This is a genomic window from Mangrovimicrobium sediminis (assembly GCF_004745945.1).
Taxonomy (GTDB): Bacteria; Pseudomonadota; Gammaproteobacteria; order Pseudomonadales; family Halieaceae; genus Mangrovimicrobium; species Mangrovimicrobium sediminis.
This window is the reverse complement of record NZ_SRLE01000004.1, coordinates 70,080-85,900: the sequence shown is the minus strand read 5'-3', so window position 1 is coordinate 85,900 and position 15,821 is coordinate 70,080. Positions and strand designations below refer to the sequence as shown.

Genomic DNA, 15,821 nt, shown 5'->3' with positions numbered 1-15,821 from the left:
CGCCGGACACCCGCCCTACTCCCGCCACCGGTAGTTCACGCGCACCACGCTGCCGGCCGGGGCTTGTTCGCCAGGCTGCGCGAGTTCGAACTCGAAGCCGGCCTCGGGAATATCGGCGCCGCCGAAGGGCAGTTTGGGGCTGAGGTAGCGATTGGGCCGCGCATCGGTGAAGCGGCTGACCGGCGCGAACGGGCGCGCCTCGCCCGGGCGCATCTCGCCGTCGCGCGGGTGGTAGAACTGGATACCGCGTTCGAAGGGATCCAGGGCAAACGGGGCGTCTGCGGAGTGCATGGCGCGCAGCAGCCGGTCGTACAGGCGGTACTGGGTGACGCCATCGCGGATACGCAGGTCGTAGAAGGTACCGGCGGCCTTGCGCGACTCGCGCTCGATGCCGGGCAGGTATTCGTTGATGATGGTATAGCCGTAGGTGAGCTCGCGCCCATCCCAGCGCAGGGCCTCCACCGGCGGCCGGCCGTCCAGCAGTTGCTCGCTGCAACTGGCACGCGCCGCCGCTGCCACGTCCGAGGAATAGTAGGGCGGACGCCGCTCGAAACACATGACATCGACAAACGCCTTCTCCAGCAGCGGCTGGGCATCGTCATCGAAGGACCAGGCGCTCCAGCCGTCCTCGCGCTGGAAATAGCGCGGCGGCATCAGCGGCAGTTCGTACTCCTGCGGATTAGCATCGACCAGCAGCAGGTAACCGTGCCCGGGACCGAACTCCGCCGGGTCGTTCTGGCTCCACAGGTACTCACCGTTGTAGTACCAGGCCAGCACACCCGGCCGGTAGTTGATGGAGATTGCCGTCATGCCAGTTTTGGCGTCCGGGTAAAACGTGAAGCCGGGCCTGACCAGCGCCGCATCGTAGTTCTTGCCCGCGCCGAAATCGGCGTAGGGGTCGCGGTACTCGAGTATATAGAACTGCGGCACCGTGAGGTGGTGACTGCCCCCGGACAGGGTGAAGCCGGTGTTGTCCCAGCCATCGATTGACGGGCCCTCGAAGTCCTCGCGAAAGCCCAGCGCGGGCACCAGGATGTTGTCGACCAGCGCGCCGTTCTCCACCGCGGCGGTATCGGTGAAATAGGTGATGCGCAGGTTGACCGCATCACCGCGGAACTCGCTGAGGTCGAACATCGCTGTCACCCACTGCGCCACTGCGCAGGGGTCCTCTGTGGTATCGCCGATATTGTCCTCGGCCAGTTTGCGCTCCTGGGTCGGGTCGCAACCGGCGGCGGTCTCCACCTTGGTGTCGCCGTCCAGGTCGCCGCTGCGCCCGGAAAAACCGGGCAGGGAGCCGTTGCCCTCGTGCCCCTTCTTCCAGGGCATGACGCTGGCCTGGTCATCCACACCGTCCTTGTCCAGGGGCAGCAGTCGGCGGTAGGGCTCGCCGTCGCGCGCAGCCTCTACGTAGAGGTAATCCCACTCGGTCTCGATCTCGAACCACAGGTCCATGGACAGCAGTATCGGTGTCTCCTCATCCACGCCATTGAGGTCAAAGCGCCGGGCAAGACTGCGATTCATGTCGTTGCCCTGCCCCGAGTAGGCCGCCTGCCTGCCATTGCCCGGGCGCAGCGGGCCGAGTTCGATATCCCGGTACTTGGGCGGCAGGATGACCATGGCGGCGTCGCAGGCACCGTTGCCTGCACCACTGGCGTTCATGACCTTGAGGTCGATACCGCCCTTCTTCTCGCCACCAAACTGCGGCGAGCGCACCACGCACGGTTGCAGCCAGCCGAGCACCATGCGCGTCCAGGCGCTCATTTCCTGGGGCACCGGGCTCGCCGTGCTGGACATCACGTCCCAGGCCGCGGTGGAGTTGTTGGTGAGCCGGGCGTAGATGTCCGGCAGTCCCAGGGAGTGACCGAACTCGTGAATAAAGGTACTGACGTCGGTGTACTCGGACTGCATGTTGTAGTCCAGCAGCCACAACCCGTTACCCACCGGGATGCCGCCACGCACGTTCTTGTTCGCGCCCAGTTGCGGGCCGTCGTCGAGGTTGAAGAGCAAGGAGGAGCGATGCGGCCAGATACGGTCGGCGCAGTCCTGCTCGGCCTGGGTGAGCTTGTCGAAGGCATCCGGCGGCGCCTGCACGTTGAGCTTCTCGCCCAGCTTGTACAGCCCCTGGCAGCTCGACTGGCCCTTGCCGGCGACAATCATGACGAAGTGGTCGATGTAGCCATCGGGCTCATCGCGATTACCGTCGCCGTCGAAATCCGCCGGGTCCCACTGGTCGTAGTCCGCCCAGGGGAAGTCCGGGTGTGCCTCAAAGGCGGCGGCGATGGCATCCACCACCAGGTCCTGGGTGTTTTCGTCGTTGCGCCACTCGCCGTTGCCGCTCTGCACCGGGCGGCCGTAGTAATGCAGTGGTTTTTCCAGCTGCACCACCGGGAAGATGTCGCCGGTGATGTTGTAGCGTCCGCGCGACTGGTGCTGGTAGTAGTGGGTCAGGGTGTCCTCGCTGGCGTTCTCCACACCACCGGCGAACAGCAGGTCCTGGAACCAGGCGCGGTTCTTCACATCCTGTTCCGGGTCGCCGGCAAAGCGGTCGTAGCCCTTGTCGGAAAAACGCACCGGCATGATCAGCAGGCGGTGCGGACGCGACGCCGGCGCGGAGACCGGGTGGATGGAATCGCTCTGGATCTGCGGGTGGCCCAGGGCGTCGAAGCGCAGGGCCGCGAGATTGTCGACCATCGCCGCGGCGTCCGCGCCGGCGCTCGCTGCCTGCAGTGGCGCCGCCGCCAGTGCGGTGACTACCGCCAATACCAGGTTCCGCGCAGTGCGGGCCGCGTTTTTCATGTTTGCCTCCGGGGTGTGAAACAGGTGCTGCTCAGCCTGGTGCGGTGATTCAAACCTGGCATCCCAGCTCCGCGCAGATATCTTCGAGGGTGCGTCCGACCTGCGTTTGCAGGCGAATCATTTCAATTTTCGGCCAGGTGCTGCGCTCGCCGAGCCTAATGAGCCGGTAGATTTCGTCCGCCGACAGCCGCGCCAGGATGCGCGTCGGGTTGTGAAAGCGGAACGGCGGGATGATGTTGATATCGCCGACGTAATCCTGGTTGATGATGGCCAGCATGGTGTTGGTGAGCTGGTTCAGGTTCGGGTAGCGCGACAGCTGGCCCTGGGCCAGTTCCATCGAGGCATTGATCCACTCCCGCGCGGTGCGCGTGGCAGCCGCGCGAATCACCCCGCTCTTGGAGCGGCGCCGACGCGAGTCGCGCACGAAGGGGATGACGTGCGGGTTGGTCTGGCTCACCACGTAGTGATTGACGCCGTACAAGCGCGCCAGGCGCTTGGCCGGCAGGTCGTCGCTCACCGCGCCATCCACCCACTTGCGCGAGGGCAGGTAGGCTTTTTTGTCGCCGTGTTTGTCGCGCGCCACCAGCATCACCGGGGGGTAGACGCCGGGCACCGCCGCCGAGGCCATGATCGACTGGCGGATCAGTACGTTGGGTGTGGTGGTGGCATTGAGCAAGCGCGAGGTCTGGTGGGTTTCCGCGGGGGCGATGGAAATGTTCAGGTGGCGGCCGGTATGCGCCAGCGCCTCCTGGAAGGTCAGGTCCGGCACCAGGCGCTCGATGATCGCCTGGATCTCGTCCACCTGCAGGATCTGCGGCCGGATGCGGTGCAGCACGGCCAGCGGGCCCTTCTCCTGCTCGATCTCCTCGACCAGGTACTCCGGGCTGAACATCTTGTGCAGTTCGTTATCGGCGTGGGTGGCGAGGATACTGCCGACAAACGCGCCGCCGCTGGAGCCGGAGAAGATATTCGGCAACAGGTCCTGTTCCAGCAGCGCCTTGACCACTCCCACGTGGAAGTACAACAGCATGCCGGAACCGCTCATCATCAGCGCGGTGCGGCCGAAACAGTGGGCGGCGCGGCGGAAGAAATCCAGGCGCTCCTCCTCGGAGATGTCGGGGTCGTCGACGGTGGCCAGCAGGCGCAGGGAGTCGGCGATTTCCTCGATGTACTCGGCAATCACCTGCTTGGTGCCGAAACGCGCCACCTGGTAGAGGCGTGAACTGCCCATGCCGCCGACGTTGCCGTGGATTCCCTCGTTGAGGGTGAACAGCAGCCCCGCGTGGTCGTGCCGGGCACGCAGGGAGCGCAGGCGATCCAGCCGCTGGCGGATGGAGACGTAGTCGAATTGCGAGGACTTGTCGCGATTTTTCCAGTGCAGCTTGCCGGAGGCGAGGTCGTGGGCGCGGGCCGCCTCGCACCACTCCTCGTAGCTCTCGGCGGATTCCATGGTTTTTTCCAGCTTACGCAGCGACAAATACCCCACCGCTACACTCCACTATTTGCAGCCCCTGTTGATCCTCCAGTGTACCATTTTTCGGCGCCTGGCAGGCGCGTCGGGTGGGCCGCGCCGCCTCAGGCCGCCTCAGAATTCGAACTCCAGCGCCAGGCGCCAGGTGTGGTCGGCCGTGTCATCGTCCAGGCCGAGGATGACCCCCAGTTCCCAGGACAGCGAACGCCGCGACCCGAAGCGCTGGCGACCGAGGATCACCGGCCCCAGTCCGCGCGTGTTCTCCCCGGCGTAGAACTCCAGTGCCGGCTCGAACAGCGGCGCGTAGCGGTAGCGCGCCTGCAGGGCGGCGCTGGTCTCCCACCGGTCGCGCAGGCGCTCACCCCACTCGCGGATCAGGCCGAGGTTGGCGGTGGCGCTGAAACGGCCGAATTCACGCTCCACCAGCAACACGCCGGCAGCCTGCCAGGCATTCTCGCCGTGGCGCTTTTCCAGCTCGAAGAGCGCGCCGAAATCCGCCGCGTACTCCCCCTGCTCGGTGAGCTGCCACAGCAGCTCGGTGGCATAGCCCTCCAGGGACAGCGCCTCGTCCGAGGCGCGTTCGCCGCTGACGTAGAGCTCGGCGAACACGCTGTCAGACAGCGCGGCACCAAAGCCCAGCACATGCTGCTCTGCGCGGCGCTGACCCGAGGCCGGGTCCTCGGAGGCATGGGTTGCGCGCCACTCCAGCTCGCGCTCCATGGGGTCGACATAGGGGTGGTAGACGCGGTCTATGGTCGAGCCGCCCGCGTGTGCAGCGGTGGCCGCCAGCAGCAACGCGGCCAGCACGGGCCGCACGGTGTCAGGCCGGGGCACGACGCTGCCTCCAGGGCGCGCGACCAAGCCACCAGGCGGCGGGAACCGCCAGCGCGCTGCCCAGCCACAGCCAGGCCTGCAGTGGCGCGGGGCTGGCCTCATAGCCGACCACGGCATACAGCAGCTGACCGGGCACAGACTCCTCGCTGAGCCAGGCGGAAGTGTTCCACAGGGGCTCCCCGGGCGCGATCCAGTCGATCTGTTCCAATAGCTGCGAGGACTGCACCACCAGCCCGGCGCCAATCACCGCCACCAGGCACAGGCACAGGACGTAGGCCGCTCGCGCGGACATCGCGCGTAGGCCGCCATAGGCGAGCACCCCGAGGCTGACACCGATACCAGCGCCGATGACCGCGCCGACATAGACCGCGGTGCGCTGGTCCGGCGAGGCGGCGAACGCGGTCACGTAGAGATAGATCTCCGCCCCTTCGCGCACCATGGCGCAGATCACCGCGATACTGAAACCCAGCGCCAGCAAGGGGGATTGCCGGGCGCCGGCCCGCACGCGTTCACCGAGGCAGATGACCAGCAGGCAGGCCGCGAACGCCGCGAGCTGCAGGCCGGCGGTAAGCAGTTCCTGGCCGGTCCCCTCCAGCGCATCGGTGATACTGTCGAGGAACACCGCGAACAGGCCGATACCTAGCACCGCCAGCGGCAGGCACAGGGCGAGCCAGCGCATGGAACAGCGCAGGTTCAGCGACAGGGCGAGCATGACGCTGAGCAGCAGCGCCGCCTCCAGCACCTCGCGCAGAACCAGGACTACCGAGTTGATCAGCACACCGCCACCCTCACTCGACCACCACCCTGCCCTGCGCCGTGCGCGGGTTGAACTCACCGAAGAACGGGTAGATGCCGGGTTGCAGGGGGCCGATAAACAGGGTCGCCTTGCGCCCGCCCATGATCACTTTTTCCCGGTTTAGCTCGTAGCTCTCGAATTCCTCGGGTGTCGGATCGCGGTTGTAGACCACCAGCTTGATCTTGGTCGCGGCGGGAATGCGGATCTCGTCGGGCAGGAACAGGTGGTTGTGTATCTCCAGTTCGTAAACTGGCGGGCCGGCGCTGGCAGCCGCGGCCAGGACACCCAGCAGTAGCGACGGCAACAGGCAAAAAGGCAGTTTCATCGCGGGAAACTCACGCGCACGGCCAGTCCGCCCAATTCGCTGCGCTGCAGGGTGATCCGGGCGCCGTGGGCACGCACGATGTGCTCGACGATGGCCAGTCCCAGGCCGGTACCGCAGGCCGCGTCCGGACTGGCACGGTAAAAGCGCTGGAACACGCGCTCGCGCTGGTCCTCGTCGATGCCCGGCCCGGAATCTTCCACCGCCAGCGCCACGGCGCTGTCGGTCGCAGTGATGCGCACGCGCACCGCGCCGTGGTCCGGCGTGTACTTGCGCGCGTTGTCCAGCAGGTTCTCCAGCAGGATCTCGAGCATAGCCTCGTCGCCCGAGAAGCGGGCCGGTTCATCCCCTTCCAGTTCCAGCGACAGCCCCTTCTCCTCGAAGGCGGGCCACAGCTGCGCGGTCACCCGGCGTGCCAGGGCGTGCAGGTCCAGCGGCGCGAATTTGCCCTGGCGCAATTCCGGGTTGCTGCGGCTCAGGTCCAGCACCTGCTCGACCAGGTGGCACATGCGCTCCACTCCGGCATTGGCGTGTGCCAGCGACGGCTCCCCCGGGGGCAACTCGGCGCCGAGGTTGTGCAGGTGAACCTTGAGAATGCTCAAAGGCGTGCGCAACTCGTGGGCTGCGTGGGTGGCGAACTCTTTTTCCCGCTGGAAGGCGGCGGCCAGCCGCGCCAGCAGCGAGTTGGCGGACTCGACCAGGCGCACCAGTTCCAGCGGCGGCCGCTCCAGCGCGACCGGCGATAGATCGTCGCTGCGCCGCGCGTTGATCTGCTGCCCGAGGTCGCGCAGGGGTTTCAGGCCCCAGCCGACCACCACCCACACCAGCAGCGCGGCGACCGGCAGCCAGAGCACCAGCGGCAGCACCGACTTGAGCACCACTTTTTCCGCGATCAGGTAGCGCAGGTCGGCGCGCTCGGCGACCACGAACACATCGCCATCCGCCGCCACCCGGGTGAACACGCGCCAGCGGTAACCGCCGGAATTGGCAAAGCGGTAGCCCGCCTCGAGTTCGCCGATGGGCTCGACCGACGCCCGCGGCGAGGCGAACAGCAGCTGGCCCGCGCGCCACACCTGGAAGGCGAACTCCTCGCCGTTCCCCGCGCCATTCACCACAGCACTCGCTGCACCAATCGCAGCGGGATCGCGCTGCTGCGCGCCGCCCGAGTAGGCCTGCTGCAGCACGCTGCTGGCGTGGCGGAGCTGGCGGTCCAGCAGTTGCTCCGCCTCGCGCATGGAGATGAGGTAACCGTTGAGCGCGGCGAGAAAGGTGACCAGGGTGAAGGCGGCCATCAGCATCGCCACCAGGTAGGTGCGGATCGATCTCACCGTCGGGGCACGCTGTAGCCGATACCGCGCACAGTCTTGATGAACTTCTCCGGCAGCTTCTTGCGCAGGTGGTGGATGTGTACCTCCAGCGCATTGCTGGCGATCTCCTCGCCCCAGCTGTACAGACGCGCCTCCAGGGCCTCCCGGGTGAGTACCTTGCCGGCGTTCTCCATCAGCGTCTTGAGCAGCATGTACTCCCGGCGCGGCATCTCCACTTCGCAGCCGGCGACGCTGATCGCATGGGCGGCAGTGTCCAGTTCAACCTCGCCCACGCGCACCACGTGGCTCACCGCGACCGAGGACAGTCGGCGCTCGAACACCCGCAGGCGCGCGCAGAGTTCCTGCATGTCGAAAGGCTTGGCCAGGTAGTCGTCGGCGCCGCGGTCGAGACCGGTGACCTTGTCGTCCAGCTGGTCCCGCGCGGTGAGCACCAGCACCGGTGTGCGCAGGCCCTTGCTGCGCAGTTCGCTGAGCACCTGCAGGCCGTCCATGTCCGGCAGGCCGAGGTCCAGCACCAGCACATCTGGCGGCTCGCTGGCGAAAGCCGCCAGCGCCAGGCGCCCGCTGGGCACATGGTTGACCACATAGCCCTGCTTGCCGAGCGCCTGTTGCAGGCCCTCGGCCAGGGAGGAGTCATCTTCTACCAGCAGGATATGCATGGGGCCGCAGTCTAGCCCGCATCGCCGCATGCGGCCAAGCCAGGCGGCGAGGTATCAGGATTCGCGCAGGCTGAACAGGTCGGTGTTGCCGCCGCGGGCGGTCAGGTTATCGGTACGGGTTTTCTCGGTGGCGAAGCGCGCCAGGTAGTGCGGCCCGCCGGCCTTGGGACCGGTGCCGGAAAGCCCCTGTCCACCGAACGGATTGACCCCGACCACGGCGCCCACCATGTTGCGATTGATGTAGGTATTGCCGACCCGGGTGGCGGCGAACACCTCGCGGGCGAAGCCGTCGATGCGGCTGTGCACGCCCAGGGTGAGGCCATAGCCCGAGGCGTTGATCTCCTCGAGCACCTTCGGCAGTTCGTCGCTGCGGTAGCGCACCAGGTGTAACACGGGGCCGAACACCTCCCCCGGCAGCTCGGCCATGCTGCGTACCTGGAAGACCCGCGGCGGCACGAAACAGCCGCGCTGGTGGGAATCGTCCAGCGTGCAGGCGGCGAGCTCGGTCGCCGCATCGCGCATGCGCGCGCAGTAGGCCTCGAGGTGGTCGCGGGCGGCCGGGTCGATCACCGGTCCGATATCCGTGGCCAGCGAGGCCGGGTCGCCCAGGCGCAGCTCGCGCATCGCCCCACCGAGCATGGTGATCACGCCGTCGGCGATATCGTCCTGCAGGTAGAGCACGCGCAGGGCACTGCAGCGCTGGCCGGCGCTGCGGAAGGCAGAGTTGATGACGTCGTCCACCAGTTGCTCGGGCAGCGCGGTGGCGTCGGCGAGCATGGCGTTGAGGCCACCGGTCTCGGCGATCAGCGGCACGATGGCGCCCTCGCGGGCGGCGAGTTGGCGATTGATCGCGGCGGCGGTATCCAGGCCGCCAGTAAAAGCGACGCCGGACAGACGCGGGTCGGCGAGCACCTGCGCGCCGATGCGCGGACCGTCGCCGGGCAGCAGGTGCAGCACGTCTCCGGGGACGCCCGCCTCGTGCAACAGGGCACAGGCGCGCGCGGCGACCAGCGGCGTCTGCTCCGCCGGCTTGGCCAGCACCGTGTTGCCGGCGACCAACGCGGCGGCAACCTGGCCGAGGAAAATCGCCAGCGGGAAATTCCAGGGGCTGATACACAGGAACACCCCGCGGCCGTGCAGGCTGAGCTGGTTGCTTTCCCCGGTGGGTCCGGGCAATTCCTGCACGCCCCACTGGGCGCGCCCCTGGGCGGCGTAGTAGCGGCAGAAATCCACCGCCTCGCGCAACTCGGCGAGGCCATCGTCCAGGGTACGGCCGGCTTCCGCGGCAAGCAGCGCGATAAACTCGTTGCCGCGCGCCTCGAGCAGGTCCGCGGCGCGCTCCAGGCAATCGGCGCGCAGGGCGACGCCGCCGGCGTCCCAGCCACGCTGGGCGGTGCTGGCGCGCGCCAGGGCATTCTCGACCGCCGCCGCGTCCGCCTCGACCACCGACCCAACCACCACCGCGGTGTTCGCGGGGTTGCGAACATCGTGCACCGGGCCGCCCGGACACGCCACGCCGCCGACCAGTGGCGCCGCGCTGAAGCGCTGCCCGCGCACGCTGTCCACCGCCTGCAGCAGGGGCGCCAGCGCCTGCGGGTCCGCCAGGTCGAAACCCGCGGAGTTGCGCCAGGGCTGTGGCGCCTGTGCATAGAGTTCCCGCGGCGCCGGGATCTGCGCGTGACGCAGCGCGGGCTGCGCGCAGGTATCCTCGCGCGGGTCGCCAAGCAGGGTTTCCGCCGGTACGTCTTCGTCCAGGAAGCGGTTGACGAAGGAGCTGTTGGCGCCGTTCTCCAACAGGCGGCGCACCAGGTAGGGCAGCAGGTCGCGGTGGCTGCCCACCGGCGCGTAAACCCGCACCGGCGTGTCCGGCGCTGCAGCGAGCAACTGGTCGTAGAGCAGGTGACCCATGCCATGCAGGCGCTGGAACTCGAAGCGTCCGCCGCGTGCGGTGAGTGCCCGCACCAGCGAGACCGTGTAGGCGTTGTGGGTGGCGAACTGGGGGTAGATGCAATCCTGCGCCGCGAGCAGTTCACCGGCGCACACCTCGTAGGAGAGGTCGGTGTGGCACTTGCGGGTGAACACCGGGTAGTCAACCAGGCCCTGCTCCTGGGCGTGCTTGATCTCGCTGTCCCAGTAGGCGCCCTTGACCAGGCGCACCATAATGCGCCGGCCGCTCTCGCGCGCCAGCGCGGCCAGCCAGCGGGCGACGTGGACCGCGCGCTTCTGGTAGGCCTGCAGCACGAAGCCGAGGCCGTCCCAGCCGGCCAGGGCCGGGTCGCGGGCGAGCGCGGCGAACAGGTCCAGGGACAGGTCCAGGCGGTCGCACTCCTCGGCGTCGATACTGAAACCGATGTTGCCTGCGCGCGCCATCTGCGCCAACGACTGCACCCGCGGCAGCAGTTCGGCCAGCACCCGCTCGCGCTGCCGGTAGGCGTAGCGCGGATGCAGCGCGGAGAGCTTGACCGAGATGCCGTTGGCGCTTTCCACGCCACCACCCGCATCGCTGGCGATCACCTCGATGGCCGCCGCGTAGGCGGCGTGGTAGCGCTGGGCATCGGCGTCGGTGCGCGCGCCCTCACCGAGCATGTCGAAGGAATAGCGGCTGCCCTGGTGCTCGTCACCGCGGCCGCGGCGCAGGGCCTCGCGAATATCGCGCCCGAGCACGTACTGGCCGCCGAGGATACGCATGGCCTGCAACACCGCGCGACGCACCACCGGCTCGCCCATCGAGGCCACCAGCCGGCGCATCAGCGACGGCGGGTTGGCCTGGGTCTCGCTATCCAGGGGGATGATGCGACCGGTGAGCATCAGCCCCCACACGGACGCATTGACGAAGGCGGAGCTGGACTTGCCACGGTGCGCGGCCCAGTCGCCGGAGTGGATCTTCTCGGCGATCAGCCGGTCCGCGGTCTCCTCGTCAGGCACCCGCAGCAGCGACTCGGCCAGGCACATGAGGGCGATACCCTCCTGGTTGGACAGCCCGAATTCCTGCATGAAGGCGTCCAGGGTACCGGCGCGATGACTCTCGCCCCGGCAACGCTCGACCAGGGCGATGGCTTCGGCGCGCACCGCCCGGCGCTGGGCGCCGTCGAGGCTGGTGGCCTCGAGCAGCTCGCGCATGATCGCGGGTTCGTCGGCAAAGGTGGCCGCGCGAATGCGCTGGCGCAGGGTATCGAGGGATTCAGCCACGGTGTCACCTCCAAAAGGGGCGCCATTGTCCGCTCCCCCGCAGGCAACTGGATATCCCCCCTCGCGGGGAGGATCAGAGGATAACCGTGCGCTGGCCGTTGAGGATAACGCGCTGCTCGCAGTGCAGGCGCACGGCCTGGGACAGGGCCGCCGATTCAATATCATGGCCCAGGTGCACCATTTGCTCCACCGAAATCTCGTGGTCGATGGGGCGCACCTCCTGGGCGATGATCGGGCCCTCGTCGAGGTCCGGGGTGACGTAATGGGCGGTGGCGCCGATCACCTTGACCCCGCGCTCATAGGCCTGGTGGTAGGGCTTGGCACCCTTGAAGCCGGGCAGGAAGGAGTGATGGATGTTGATCGCGCGGCCGCGCAGCTTCTCGCACAGGGTGTCGGAGAGAATCTGCATGTAGCGGGCGAGCACCAGCAGGTCGCCGCCCGCCGCCTCGAACACCTCGAGCATCGCCGTCTCCTGCTGCGGCTTGGTCTCGCGGGTGATCGGCAGGTGGTGATACGGCAGGCCGTACCACTCGCTCAGTTCGCGGCAATCCTCGTGGTTGCTAACCACGCCCACGATATTCGCCGGCAGCGCCCCAGCGCGCCACTTGGTGAGCAGCGCACTCAGGCAGTGATCGTACTTGGAGACCGCCAGCATCACCCGCGGCCGCTCGGCGACGCAGCGCAGCGTGTACTCCATGTCGAGTTCGGCGGCCAGCGCCGCCAGGCGCGCGGTGAACTCCTCGAAATCCACGGTGATGCCACTGATATCGAAGACGCAGCGCAGGAAGAAGGTGCGGGTAACCGGGTCGGAGTAGTTCGAGACCTCGGTGATGTTCGCCTCGACTGCGTAGAGCAGGCCCGAGTACAGCGCCACCACGCCGATGCGGTCGGGGCACTTGAAAGACAGGATATAGGCGTCGCAGGCGTCCGCGGCGCTGGCGTACTCGGGCATGGGCTCGGTCCGTGGGGTTCGAGGTGGCGAAGGTCGCGTATTGTTCCAAAGCCCCAACCGGTCGTAAAGGGCGCGGCGGGAGGACTTTCTGTAGATTTGCGCAACTTCGCGTTGCCCCGGCATTCCGCCAAATGATACGGTGCCGGATTTGCCCAGGGACTCATCCGCGACCGATGTGTTATGTCCGGACAATAGCAGGCCTGTTGCCGTGCGCGCTGATGTTGTTGCGTGGGCTATCGCTCGCCTGTGTTCTCTGCACGGGTGCCGCGCTGGCGGACGAACCCGTGCCGGAGACCGGGCCGATTCCCACCATCGAGGCCGCCCGCCGCGAGGGCGACCTGGCAAAAGCAGACCAACTGGCCAACACCCTGCTCGACGTGTCCCGCGCCGGCGGGGCGCGCGAGGACGAGGGCCGCGCCCTGCTCGAACTGGCGGCCAATGCCCGCGACCGCAACGACTACCCGGCGGCCCTGGGCTATCTCGAACCGGCCTTCAGCATTGCCGCCGCCACCGGCGAACCGCGCCTGCAAGCCCGCGCGCACACGCTGCTCGGCCAGGTGTATCGCTTCCAGGCGCGCTACCAGGCGGCGCTGGATGAGGCCTACCGGGCGATGGAAATCTACCTGGAACTGCGCGACCAGGGCGCGATCGGCGATACCTACAGCAACATCGGCACCACCCTGGAGCGGGTCGGCCAGTACGAACCGGCCCTCAACGCCCACCTGCAGGCCCTGGAAATCCACTCTGCCCTGGACGACAGCGAGGCCGCGGCCAGCGATATCTACAACCTCGGCCACCTGTACGTGGTGATCGGCGATTACCCCTCTGCCCTCGGCTACTTCCAGGACGTTCTGCAACTGGACCTGGCCTCCGGCGACGTGGGCAACATCGCCTACACCAACAACAAGCTGGGCGTGGTGTTCACCGCCATGGGCGATTACAAACAGGCGCGCGAACACCTGGACGAGGCGTTGCGCCTGTTCCAATCGATCCCCGCACCACGCGACGTCGACTGGTCGCGCAGCCTGCTCGCCGAGCTGGCCCTGGCCCAGGGTAACCTGGACACGGCAGCAGGCATCATCGACGGCGTCATCCAGCGCTCCCGCGCGGGTCAGTTCAACAGCCTGCTGATCGATGGCCTGGAGACCGCCGGGGAAATCGCCCTGCGCCGCGGCGAACCGGACCTGGCCCAGGCCTATATCGACGAGGGCATCGAGCGCGCCCGCGACGTCGGCCAGCGCCACGACCAGTCACACCTGGAGAAGCTGCGCGCCGAGGCCTACCGCCAGCAGGGCGCATGGCAATCGGCCTATGCCGCGCTGCAACGGCATGTGGCGATGGAGACCAATATCCTCGGTGAAAACCGCGTGGCGGCCATGGGCAGCGCGCAATCGCAGGCGGAGTTCCTGCGCCGTGGCCAGCAGATAGAGCTGCTGCAGAACCGCCAGCAGCTGCAGGAGGCGCAACTGGAGAAAGCGCGCCTGAACCGCCGCGGCTGGGTGCTCGCCGCCTGCGCCACCTTCGCCCTGCTCGGCCTGCTGCTGCTGCGCTACCTGCAGTGGCGGCTCAACCGGCGGCTGCGAACCGAAGTGGCGGCGCGCACCGAGGAGTTGTCGCGCAAGAACCGCGAGCTCGAGGAGGCTTACCAGCGCATGGAGCTGATCAGCCTGACCGACAACCTCACCGGCCTGTACAACCGCCACTTCCTCGAGAGCCTGATCGACGGCGAGCTCGAGCACTGCCTGCGCCAGCACGCCGGCTGGCTGTCGGGCAAGACCGCACGCCCGGAACAGGCGGACCTGGTAGCCTTCCTCATCGACATCGACCACTTCAAGCGGGTCAACGACCGCCACGGCCACAGCGCCGGCGACGACGTGCTCATACAGTTCCGCGAACGCCTGGAGCAGGTGTTCCGCCACTCCGACTTCCTGGTGCGCTGGGGCGGCGAGGAATTCGTGGCCATCGCCCGCTTCACCGACCACGCCGGCGCACGCCACCTGGCCCAGCGCCTGATGAGCGCCATCCGCGACACGCCGTTCCGCGTCAACGGCGACGGCCTCGAGACAGTGACCTGCTCGGTGGGGTATGTCTGCTACCCGCTGGTGCGCGGCACCCTGCAACAGCCGGACTGGCAGACCATCATCCGCCTTGGCGACCTGTGCCTGTACGCGGCAAAGTATTCCGGGCGCGACACCTGGATCGGGCTGGAATCCTTCAACGGGCCGGCGCGGGACATCCCGGTCTCGGTCAGCGGGCACACCCTCGCCCAGTGGACCCGGGCCGGTCGCATGCAGCTGGCCAGTTCCCTGCCGCCGGAGACCGAGATACGCTGGGAGACCGAGGACCGCGAAGCGCTGGCGGACGTCGGCTGACACTCAACGCGGCAACCGCCGCCGGGAGGCTGCAAACGTGAAACTGTATGCGTTCTACCGATCCTCCGCCGCCTTTCGCGTGCGCATCGCGCTCAACCTCAAGGGCCTGCAACCCGAATACATCCCGGTCGACCTGATGGCCGGCGAACACAAGTCGCCGGACTACCTGGCGCGCAATCCGCAGGGGCTGGTGCCGGCCATGGAGTTGCCCGGCGGCGAGGTCATCGGCCAGTCGGTGGCGCTGCTGGAGTGGCTCGAGGAAACCCACCCACAGCCGCCGCTACTGCCCGCCGATCCCGCACGGCGCGCGCGGGTGCGCTCGGTAGTGGGCTGCATCGCCTGCGACATTCACCCGCTGTGCAACATGGCCATTCCCAACTACCTGCGCGAACACTTCGACGCCAGCGAGGCCCAGGTCCTCGACTGGTATTCGACGTGGATGCACCGCGGCTTTCAGGCGGTGGAGACAGTGCTGGCGGAAACTGCGGGGGATTACTGCTTTGGGGATGGGCCGACCCTGGCGGATGTCTGCCTGGTACCCATGGTGTACAACGCGCGGCGTTTCGAGGTCGTGATGACACCTTTCCCGCGGATCAACGCGGTGGTGGATTACTGCTTGGCGCAGCCCGCTTTCGCGCGCGCCGCGCCGGAAGCACAGGTGGACGCGCCGGCCTAGACCAGCGCCCGCGGCCGGCCCTGGGCGCTGGCCAGCCGTGCGCGCAGGCTGTCGACCCGGGACTGGGCCTCGTGCAGGGCCTTCTCTGCCCGCGCCAGCTCGTATTCCAGCTCGCCGATCTCCCCACCCTCGTCGGCCACGGTAGGGGTGGGCGTGACCTCCGCCTCGAACAGGTGTGCCTCAGGCTTGGGATTGAGGATCGCGGTAATCCGCTGGTGGATCGACATTCCGTTGACGTTCTCGTGTGACACTGGCCTGCTCTCTTGTCGCTGCTGCGGTTCGACCTGGGTGGCGTAGCCCATGGCTTTGGGGTTGGGATGACGCATCGCTTTCTCCTCGGGATACGGATTCTTTCGGCAGCGACACGCCCCGATTTACCCCTGCCACGAGCATTCCACGCCTTAAATTTCACCCTGTCGACTTTGC

At 67.6% G+C, this 15,821-nt stretch carries 12 protein-coding genes; 2 read left to right on the top strand and 10 right to left on the bottom strand.

What is annotated here, in order from left to right:
• Positions 1-15 precede the first annotated feature (15 nt).
• From E4634_RS03810 to purU, 9 genes are all read right to left on the bottom strand, one after another.
• On the bottom strand, positions 16-2,796 hold the full coding sequence (locus E4634_RS03810) for a M6 family metalloprotease domain-containing protein (RefSeq protein ID WP_240725077.1): 2,781 nt from the start codon (positions 2,794-2,796) through the stop codon (positions 16-18).
• Positions 2,797-2,845: 49 nt separating this feature from the next.
• Positions 2,846-4,273, bottom strand: a complete 1,428-nt coding sequence (locus E4634_RS03805; protein WP_240725076.1) for a DUF3336 domain-containing protein — start codon at positions 4,271-4,273, stop codon at positions 2,846-2,848.
• A 108-nt stretch (positions 4,274-4,381) separates the two neighbouring features.
• Positions 4,382-5,101, bottom strand: a complete 720-nt coding sequence (locus E4634_RS03800; RefSeq protein ID WP_206046787.1) for a hypothetical protein — start codon at positions 5,099-5,101, stop codon at positions 4,382-4,384.
• Entirely contained in the window at positions 5,088-5,879 is a 792-nt protein-coding gene (locus E4634_RS03795; RefSeq protein ID WP_135441280.1) for an FTR1 family protein, read from the bottom strand. Before E4634_RS03795 ends, E4634_RS03800 begins: the two co-directional genes overlap by 14 nt.
• A gap of 10 nt (positions 5,880-5,889) precedes the next feature.
• Positions 5,890-6,222: a cupredoxin domain-containing protein gene (locus E4634_RS03790; RefSeq protein WP_135441279.1), complete on the bottom strand. Its 333-nt coding sequence runs from the start codon at positions 6,220-6,222 to the stop codon at positions 5,890-5,892.
• On the bottom strand, positions 6,219-7,547 hold the full coding sequence (locus E4634_RS03785; RefSeq protein ID WP_135441278.1) for a sensor histidine kinase: 1,329 nt from the start codon (positions 7,545-7,547) through the stop codon (positions 6,219-6,221). The genes E4634_RS03790 and E4634_RS03785 overlap by 4 nt, the downstream gene beginning before the upstream one ends.
• Positions 7,544-8,206, bottom strand: a complete 663-nt coding sequence (locus E4634_RS03780) for a response regulator (protein ID WP_135441277.1) — start codon at positions 8,204-8,206, stop codon at positions 7,544-7,546. Before E4634_RS03780 ends, E4634_RS03785 begins: the two co-directional genes overlap by 4 nt.
• A 54-nt stretch (positions 8,207-8,260) precedes the next feature.
• On the bottom strand, positions 8,261-11,395 hold the full coding sequence (gene putA, locus E4634_RS03775; protein ID WP_240725075.1) for a bifunctional proline dehydrogenase/L-glutamate gamma-semialdehyde dehydrogenase PutA: 3,135 nt from the start codon (positions 11,393-11,395) through the stop codon (positions 8,261-8,263).
• Between the two features lie 73 nt (positions 11,396-11,468).
• On the bottom strand, positions 11,469-12,347 hold the full coding sequence (purU, locus tag E4634_RS03770; RefSeq protein ID WP_135441275.1) for a formyltetrahydrofolate deformylase: 879 nt from the start codon (positions 12,345-12,347) through the stop codon (positions 11,469-11,471).
• Positions 12,348-12,631: 284 nt separating this feature from the next.
• Here purU and E4634_RS03765 point away from each other — a divergent pair, with 284 nt between their 5' ends.
• Together E4634_RS03765 and maiA are read left to right on the top strand one after the other, a co-directional pair.
• On the top strand, positions 12,632-14,719 hold the full coding sequence (locus E4634_RS03765) for a GGDEF domain-containing protein (RefSeq protein WP_167854758.1): 2,088 nt from the start codon (positions 12,632-12,634) through the stop codon (positions 14,717-14,719).
• Between the two features lie 37 nt (positions 14,720-14,756).
• A complete protein-coding gene (gene maiA / locus E4634_RS03760) occupies positions 14,757-15,395 on the top strand; it encodes a maleylacetoacetate isomerase (protein ID WP_135441273.1) in 639 nt (212 codons plus the stop codon).
• Here the strand turns inward: maiA and E4634_RS03755 are convergent.
• Positions 15,392-15,721, bottom strand: coding sequence for a hypothetical protein (locus tag E4634_RS03755; protein ID WP_135441272.1), 330 nt, complete (start codon positions 15,719-15,721; stop codon positions 15,392-15,394). The two genes, maiA and E4634_RS03755, sit on opposite strands and share 4 nt — an antisense overlap.
• Positions 15,722-15,821 lie beyond the last annotated feature (100 nt).